The 9098-nt window shown below is 58.5% G+C and carries 5 protein-coding genes; 2 read left to right on the forward strand and 3 right to left on the reverse strand.

Going from position 1 to position 9098, the window contains the following annotated elements:
* Positions 1–117 precede the first annotated feature (117 nt).
* On the reverse strand, positions 118–1545 hold the full coding sequence (locus tag J7E80_RS03920; RefSeq protein ID WP_215050181.1) for an aromatic ring-hydroxylating dioxygenase subunit alpha: 1428 nt from the start codon (positions 1543–1545) through the stop codon (positions 118–120).
* Between the two features lie 208 nt (positions 1546–1753).
* Between J7E80_RS03920 and J7E80_RS03925 the strand changes: the two genes are divergently transcribed.
* Positions 1754–2554, forward strand: a complete 801-nt coding sequence (locus tag J7E80_RS03925; protein ID WP_215050182.1) for a helix-turn-helix domain-containing protein — start codon at positions 1754–1756, stop codon at positions 2552–2554.
* Positions 2555–4508: 1954 nt separating this feature from the next.
* Here J7E80_RS03925 and J7E80_RS03930 read toward each other — a convergent pair.
* Together J7E80_RS03930 and J7E80_RS03935 are read right to left on the reverse strand one after the other, a co-directional pair.
* The gene (locus J7E80_RS03930) at positions 4509–5792 is read right to left on the reverse strand and encodes a hypothetical protein (protein WP_215050183.1); all 1284 of its coding nucleotides are present in this window, start codon (positions 5790–5792) and stop codon (positions 4509–4511) included.
* A 168-nt stretch (positions 5793–5960) separates the two neighbouring features.
* On the reverse strand, positions 5961–6935 hold the full coding sequence (locus tag J7E80_RS03935; protein WP_215050184.1) for a hypothetical protein: 975 nt from the start codon (positions 6933–6935) through the stop codon (positions 5961–5963).
* A gap of 654 nt (positions 6936–7589) precedes the next feature.
* Between J7E80_RS03935 and J7E80_RS03940 the strand changes: the two genes are divergently transcribed.
* On the forward strand, positions 7590–9098 hold a 1509-nt coding region (locus tag J7E80_RS03940), incomplete at its 3' end, for a pre-toxin TG domain-containing protein (protein WP_251036438.1).

A 9098-nucleotide genomic window follows, 5' to 3' on the forward strand; every position in this document is an offset into this window, starting at 1 on the left:
CAGTTTTTCATGGCCGCTAACAGATGCCTTCCCGCTCGACACGTTCCTGCACCCGCTCAGCGGCCTCCGACTGCTCCTCAGTCCATAGTCCGTACTTTTCGATAAATCCCATCTGAGTCAGCGCCCATCGGCCGTAAGATCGTAGGCGTCCGTCAGTAGCGAAGGGTCAGGTTCCAACACTGATCCAGGGACGCCAGCAGGTCCAGTTGAAAGCGCAGCTCTAAGCTCTGACGCCCAGGGGCTCGCCTTGCGGAGGTCTGAGATTGCTTGGGCCCAGAAATCTTCCCATTCGCCGGTGGGTCCGATGCCATCCAGGGGGATGGGACCGCGGCTCTCCACTTCGGCTGAATCGGTCAACAACGTGTCGGGACTGTTTCCCTCAGCCACGGTATCGATAGCCGCCAAGAGCATACGACGGTAGGTAACGATAGCCCGGTCCGAACTGCTGAGCTGTTCGTTGGATCGATCGTATATATATCCTTGGCCTTCGACCGCCATCTGGTCATGAACGTTGATGTCCTTGCCCAGCCCCGTATAGGTCTCGGTCTTCTGCTCCTCAGGATTGAAGTGATACTGGTTCGCGCGATTGTGGATGGGCTTGTAGTCGGGCAGAGTGATTCCTTCCAGCCTCTGTGCGCGCATTACGGCCTTGTCGACGGGCTCATCCAATGCCGTAAACATGGAATACCAATAGGTGGAACTGTCATCAATGGGCACGTGCCACTGAGTGATGGCCATAGTGGAGCTGAGAGGAATCGTGATCCCGTGCGGGAAGACCTGATGCGTGATACGAACGTGGGTGGACGACCCGTCCAGCCCGTCCTGGTCCAATTTCCTCAGCGCCACGAGACGTTGACCATATTCGGTTCTGGCATTCAGTATCTGGGGGCGGCCATATTCCCTAAGAATTTTTGTCATCGGAAGCTCGGTTCCAAGTGACGTGTTGCGGAACTGCTTGCCGTAACTGTCTTCAGGGTCGTCATCTTCTTCAAATCTGTGAAGGTAGGACGCATGAGAGGGATCGATGCCCACCTCCAGCGCCTGTAGCCAGTTGCAGTCCAAATATCCCTTAAAGGCGAAGGTGTACTCCTCAGGAGCCGCAAAGCAATCCAATGCCGGAAGCTCGGGGGGAGTACCGGGTCCCAGGTAGCCCCAAACAATGCCGTTTTTTTCTACCACTGGATAGGACTTGATCCTCACCTTTGAGGCAAGTTTGCTGCTGACCGGCTCCGCTGGAGTGTCCAAGCACTGCCCTCCCCCGCCGTACAACCACCCGTGGAAGTAACACCGGAGCCCGCCGTCTTCCAGCCTCCCCAGCGAGAGGTCCGCACCGCGGTGCGCACAACGACGATCGATCAGTCCAAGGGACTCATCCTCATTGCGAAAGAGAACCAGCTCCTCCCCCAAAACCTTCAGGGGAACAACGGGGCGGTCGGTATCCAGCTCCTCGGTAAGCGCCACGGGCTGCCAGTAAAGCCGCATCCAATTACCCCCGGGCGTACCTGGTCCAGTCTCGGTGATCTTTTTGTTGTCCTCGCTGCGCATAGCACTCACTTTCATTAGAAGGCGGCAGACTGCATATCGATTGGTGTTCGATTACCGCACATATGTTCGTTGTCGTTCAACATAGTAGGCCGGCTGTGACCGGCTGCACAATAGGTTTTTCCGAATTGGTGGCGCAGTGATGCAGAAGGCAGTTGCAACGCGTGCGCTAGTTTTAGAGGTACGGAACTACGACTGCGAGGAGTCGAAGGTGACCAAGTTAGGGTCGAAAGACGAGATCCGGCGGGCACAGCGCACGGTGGAGGGGGCCAATCCGGCGGACTACTCGGAAGCGCTGGAAAGGGGCCTGTCGGTCTTGAAGGTGTTCAAGCACCCGGATGAACGGCTGACTCAGGCCGACATCGCCCGTTCCCTGGACTTACCCCGCGCCACCGTCCGTAGGGCGATCATGACTCTTGTGCATCTGGGCTACGCAACGCCGGACGGGCGGGCGTATCGCCTCACCCCTCATGTGCTGACTCTTGCTACGGCGTATCTAGGTGCCAACCCCATCAGCCACGTACTTCAACCGGCCTGTGAAGAGATATGTCACGAGCTTTCGGCGTCCTGCACAGTGGCTGTCCTCGACAATAACGATGCGGTGATGGTCGCGCGGGCTGTGCCACGAAACCCTATGGGAGTGGGCCATGGTGTTGGCTTCCGAGTTCCGGCCGCCCACTCTGCTCTCGGATATGTGCTGTTATCCGCTGAATCTGCTGATCGGCGAACCGAAGTATTGACCTCTGGTGTTGCTCCGCTGCAGGAGACGGCATTGGACAGAGCTCTAAGCGCAATTGCCGATGTGGACCTCCTGGGCTTCGCCTACGTTGCGAACGACGTGGAGCCAGGGTTTCACTCGATCGCGGTCCCCCTCCGTCGATGGGACGGAACTGTTGTGGCTGCAATTAACGTCGGCACCAACATCGAGCACCTGGATGCAGACGTTTTGCAAGGTCCAGTGTTCCAGCGGTTGATAGAAACTGCCCAGAGGCTGCAGCCGCAGCTCATCTGATCTGAAATAGCCGGTTCTTGACTTTTCTCACCGCCGGACTGTGCCAGTCGTAGCTGCGGCGACGGCAAGCCCGGCAGTGACCACTCGACAAGGGCACACTGAGAGGGGTGGCGCGGCCGAGGCTGTAACGGACGCTCCGGTGGTTCTTGGTGCCGCAGATGTGCCTATGGTTTCGCTGTGGTGTGGTTCGTCATGCGCGGCCACCCACCTGACAAGAGGTCATGGCCCCCTGGACGGCAAGCACGCTGGCCTCCGTACGGCGCATTTTCGCACCGGTCCCGATCGGCCCAAGGAGCCCCTTCGCATCCAGACTCAGGTGTGTGCTCTTCTGGCGAGCCTCAACATCGATACCCATAGCGATCCTTCTTCTTCCTCGTCAAGGGTCGGTTTCAGCGCTTGGCGCCAATGCAAGACTAGAAGCCAATAACGTTACAGTCAATAGTTGTAACGTAACTTCGGATATCAGAGCGTCCTGTTTCTTTACAGACTGTTGACTGTAAAGTAATCCAACCTGAAGCCGCCGGGTCCGCCGTCGCATTACTTACTCAGCGGGAGGCGGACCGCCGCCTTGGCGGATATCGCGCTCGGTCACCAGGCGCTCCTGGCGCGCTCCGGAAACACGTCCAATGCGGGGACGCCGCCAACTCGAGGCAGATGACATCGGTGCGCACGGTGCACGCCCGGTGACGTGGTTTTTTCTTTGGGCCGGCTACGCCTCCAGGCCATGACGGATTGGGTCTGGGGGTAGCGCCTGAGCATCCTGTCGATCCGAAGCATTTCTTCTCGCTGTCCCCCGAGATAACCGAACTCGAATAAAGCGTTTGCAGTTACGTTACAGCTATTGACTGTAATTGAACCCAAGGCTAGAGTTGGTCGCATAACAGCGGCGCCGCTATCAGACCAGAGGAGACGATCAGATTGAATGCCGGCAGGAGAAACCCCGCGCACTTGGATTTCGCGCGCAACGGGTGGACGGTTTGGACGAAAAATCCAGCTGGGGCATCAGATGCAAACGTCTGAAGCGACTAGCTCTCGCAGGGCGAGCAACGTCTTGCGTTACGTCGATTACTACTCGACATTGTCCCTGAAGGACTTCATGGCGCTAATCGACTCAGGATGGAATGGCGACGTCCACGAGATCAGTTCCCAGAACCACTAACAACAGGGGCGACCGATGGGAACAGTTGTTCAAGGTTATCTGGAGGGCGAACTCAGACACTTCTGGATTGACCAGTCGATCGGATCAAGGCTCGTGCTGGGAGAACCCACTGGGGGCTGGGAGGAACTGCAACTGGGTTGTTCAGTCATCCTCACGAGCGAGAAACTTCAACCCATCCTCGGCGCTGTAGATGCAGTCATGCCGGACGGGTCGGCGCTATGGGTCATAAGCGACCGGACTCGCAGGCTGATTCATCGAAGTGACGGATATTTATTGTGGCCGGTTGTCCGACGCCATGGTCCAGGTGAGCCGTTTCTGCCAGCGATGTTTAAGCGTGCAACCCAGGGAACACCGGTTGCCGACGGACGCATGGCGCATACGCAGCACGACCGTGGCTGACCTGCTCACGGCGAGCCAAAATCTGGTGCGGGCGAGCAGACACACATTAGGAGAGCCCGAACGAACCGTTGAGGTGTGCGTGCATTGGAACCCGACAGAACGGCAGCCAAGGCAAGGCTACGGCAAAGTGGACTTCGCAATCCCCGGACTCCGCCAATACCTCCCCGATTAGATTGACAGAATCACGCTTATCGGCGGTAAACCCACGGGAGTAGAAGTAGCTGCGAGAACTCCGGCCCAAGACCGTTTCCGCCATTTCCGCAGGTCAATATCTCTTGGTATTTCATGCCAGGAACGGGTCCTCGATTCGCTGACGGCTCTGAGACTCCGCCCGGTTGATGAAGCACGGAATGGCCCATGCAGCTCAGGACCGCCCAAAGTTCTGAGCGCAGCTACTTAGCCGAGGAAATAGGCGTGAATCTGACCCTCGGAGTCCAGAATTTCGGCTGCAGCCACGCCGAATTCTCGTGCGAGCACGATCGATCCAAAGAGCGCTACGTGCACGTCAAGCGAGAAGGCTCGTTCGAGCAGTCCGAAATAGTCGGATAGGCCCTGGTCCAACTTTTCCATGATTTCCCGGTACTCGACGGCGAGCTGTTCTTCGAGCACGCGCTGCTCGCCGAGGTAACGCTCGATCAGCTCGGCCTCTCGCTTGGAGAGGGACAATGCGACCGCCTTGTACATTACGGTGCCGACCGTGTTGCCAACAACGGCGCCGAGGACTGGAACTGGGATGAGCGCCTGGCCGACAAAAGAGGACAGCGCGCTCACTGCAGCCTCCAGGGAGACGAGCTCCGAGTTCTCGATGAACTCCAGCTCGTCAATCTCGCCACGGCGGAGCTTGTTCGCCTGCTCTGCAATGCCGAAGGCTGCGGTGATAACCGAGCTGGCGACCGCAGCGGACGTGGCCGTGAAATTAGTCAGCGCGTAAATGCTACAGCCTCGGACTCCGCCCTTGACGAAGCTGAAGCCAGTCTCGCCTGCGATGTCGAGCCAGTCCTGCTGGCTGAACTCTCTAAGCTGCTTGCCCTTCCGACGTTTGGCGCCCACGGCCAGCACGAAAGCAGTCCCGCCCTCGACCATGGCGGCTGCAAGCGTGGCCGTCGTTCCTTCTTGCAGATTGGGCAGGCTCTTTTGGTAGGCGTTATCACGCAGCGACTGGTCGGTGGAAAGGAGGGAGTTTTCTTCGGCCGCCACAGTCGACTCGTAGACGTCCCTTTGTACTTCGTGGTACTTGAGCTTCGAGGGTTCGAGCGAGTCAATGTCCATCGATCCCTCTTTAAAGAACGCGTCGATCCGCTGCCAGTCCCTGAAGGACGGTCCGTCATCGCTGCGCGACAGGAGCTTTCCTGCTTCCTCGGGCGGCATAGAGTACAGCTTCTGGATCACCTCGAAGTGATCACTGGGGATCTGGTACTTCCCGCCGTTCTGCACGTAGTAGGGATACTTCTGCAGGTGCTCAATGATTGCTCCTAGCGAGAAGCGGCCGCCTGCTGCGACGAACTTTTGCTGTATCTCCACGCCGCATCGCATCAGATCCACGGGGCCGTTGTCGTTGACCCGCTGGAGGACGGGCTCCTGGCCGAGGATCTGTCTCCGGGCATTGCTGATACCCACCTCGGCGATTTCCGCAATGAAGCCGTGCATGCCGTGCTGTCCGCCGCGATTGGCGGTGACCACCTCAAGGTCGATCTTCCTATAGCTTCGTCGACACTGGTGAGTGCGTTCAGGAGGTTCTCGTCCTGCTGCCTGAACGAGCTCAGTAGGCGGTCAAAGCGAAGTTGATTGAGATAGTTCACCCAGGAAGCGACCGCCTGCTCTTGGTTGCTCCTGACGAACTTCGTCATCTCATTCATCACATGTGCCCCGCTCGATGCGCCTACCAAGCAGGGCTGCGCACGACTTTGTGTTGTTCACGAGGGCTCCCAGCCTCTTCTGCTGCTGGGAATAGGAGAGCGAAAGGAAGTCGGCGCCAAAGCACGGCAGTGCTTCGCGATAGCACTTCACCAGCTCTACGCGAAGCGTGGTTGTCCTCCGGAGGAGGTCGTCGATCTGAGCATCATCGCCCTTGACCGAAGCGGTGTTTCGCTTCACTGCAGTAAGCGCCACCTGTTTTGCTGCCCGATTGTCGAACTTTTTCTTCGCGAAAAGCGCGATTGACGCGAGGAGGGAGGCTCCTGCAACGGTCCACCCGATGGGGCCGGCCAGCGCCAGCAGAGCGCCGCCTGCAGCGGTGCCTCCACCTCCGGCAGCTAGGGCGCCGCCTCCAAGCCAGGCAAGAGCAGCGTTGCTCGCAACGGCTCCGGAGAGGGTAGAGATCGCGGTACCAGTCGATGCAGTGCCGAAAGTGGTGGCAACCCACATCGCAGCCGTCGGCGCCACGCTCGCGACCGCAGTTCCCGCGGCAAACCCGGCGCCAGCGCCGACAGCAGACCTCTGTGCAGCTTCGAGATCCTTCCGGGCAAACTCCTCCGCATCCAGGAATTCGGCTTTGTTGACGCTGATCTCACCGAATACTGTCTCGAACGACTTCGGGGTGTTGGCAATACTATTCACCAGCAGCTCGACGAGCTCGATCAGGTCCGTCGACCGTTCGCGCTGGCGCAGGAGAGAAAGCCCCTTGTCGTTCATAGCGGTGAAGGCGCCGTTGTACTCCGCTATGACCTCCACGTAGGGGTCTAGCGCCTTTACGGCCAGTTTTTCGACCGTGCCTCTGGCGGCTTCCTTGACGCTGCCAACCTGCTCGATCATCTGCGTCGAAGCGGTTCGCAAGGTCTTACCGATGCCCTCTTTAGCATTGCTCACGTCGAACTGTTCATCCATCGTTTCCCCCAAACATTGCGGTTCCTCTGAGGAGAAAGACTATCGACCGTGGATGACAACGTGGACGTGCTGGCCCGACAGATATCTACGGGGCCCTAAAGCCGCCGTTGAGCTCGTCGCACCTGAACACATCTCGCTGCCAGTCGAGTACGGAGGCAGAAGTAGTTGCAACAACGCCCCATGCGGGACCGAAAGGATTCGAGCCCAGCCTCCTCATTCCCTCTACGGTATGCCGCGCCTCGTATGAATGTGGATAACGCTCGTCGGATCACTCCCCCAGGTTGACGAAATATCCGTTATCTGCGCTCCGAAATGCCCGAAAAATAGAGGGAGTTGGCGGGTAGTCAGCGGACGAAGGGGGCCGAACACCCGTTGGCTGGCGACGGCAGCATGCGGGCCACTCGAGGCGAGCCATTAACCATCTCTTTGATCCTCGTTAGAGCGTGAGCTTCCCCAACTAATATTCATAGACTTCCGTGAGGATGAAAGAGGACAATGACGCTAGTAACACGTTCTTGCTACCGCCAGTCGATCAGGTGGCCAGCGATATTCCAGGGATTTTTGCCTGGCCCTCTCAATAGAAAAAAGTCGGGTTTGCGAGCAAACGCCCACTAGGTCGAGGCGTGTCGCCCGCGATACGAGTGAGTGCAGCAAATGAACGACAGGGAAGAATACCAATTCTACGGTCCATCCAAACCGGAAGATTTCAATTACCGACCCCGTATGCCTTATGAAGGCGACCGTTGGACGGAGGGACCTGACGGCGAGGACATTCCCCCAGAATGGGTGAATGATCTCGGAGAAGTCATGGAGGTCGTCACTCCAGTTGCCCGGGCTGGCGCGAGCTTTGTGGCAGATCTGACCCCCGGATTGGGGACAGCGAAAGGCGTACAGGAATTTGCCACGGACAAAGACTACGTAACCGGGAAACCGGTTGGATGGTTTGGCCGGGTGACTGGCCTGCTGCCTATTGTCGGTGCTCTTGGGGACTTTCTGAAGGGCTTGGGGAAACTGCGAAAGGTCAGTGTAGGTCTGGATGAAGGATCGGACGCAGCCTCCACATTGATTCAGCTTGCGGAGAAGCACGAGCGAGCCATGGATAGCGCACGCCTCAATGCCGTAAGCGAGGGTCGGGACGTGCCGGCCGCACTCAACCTATTCTTTGAGGCAAAAGACGCCGCCGCGAAAGCTAATGCTCCCCAAACTCTTGGCCAAAATATGGCCGATGAGTTGATCCGCCAAGCTGAGAAGAACGTGAGGGATCTAGAGATATCACGAGTAGCTGCGTTGCGCGACGGCGGGGACGTCGGCACTGCGACTTTACGGCTATTGGACGCCAAAGATGCACTCCACCTTGCCAGGGAGGCCGCCGCGTCACAGAGTCTTGAGCGGGCAGGCGATGTCGTAGAAATTGTGGGAAAGACAATGGAGGGCGCTGACGATCTAAACAAGGCTCGTGAGCTCTTTACACGAAATCCAGACGGCGAACACCACAACAATGACTCCGAGGCCCGTGTCTCGAGTGATGTCCCCACCACTCCCATCGCTACGCCCTCTGACGAGCGACAAACCGCAGAACAACAATCCGCTGAGTCCCATGACAATGACGGCGACGGCTGGGCCGACGAGAGCCGGCAAAAGGAACCGTCTGACAGCACGACGACCGCCGCCGGCAAAGAGGGCAGAGCGTATGACGTTGATGGTGACTCCTATGACAGTGACGGCGACGGCTGGGCCGACCAGAGCAAACGGAACGAACCATCCGCCATGAAAGAGCCAGCGCCAGCTGCGTCATCCTCGGCCACTCCGACACGTCCGGAGGAACCGGCACCAGTTGCACCCGATACACCACAGAAGCCCCATACCCCAAGTACCGAACCAGAGCCTGGGCCCGCCTCTCGAGGACCTTCTGAACAGAACCCGACCGCTTCCCCCCAAGCAGCGTCGGGTACCGGAACCACGGATTTTGACGCGGGTGCACCGGCTGGAGCCAGTACGCGCGCCGACGCCGCCGGAATGACGGCTGGCTCTGATCCGTCACATCAGAACGTCGGACTCCATGCTCATGTGGGCCTGCATGCGGATGTTTACTCGACCCCTGTCGGGTTTCCTGATGCTGGCATGGTCATGGTCGGGCTTCCTGACGCAGGGCATCCGGACATT

The organism is Arthrobacter sp. ISL-28, from assembly GCF_018613875.1.
Classification (GTDB): domain Bacteria; phylum Actinomycetota; class Actinomycetes; order Actinomycetales; family Micrococcaceae; genus Arthrobacter.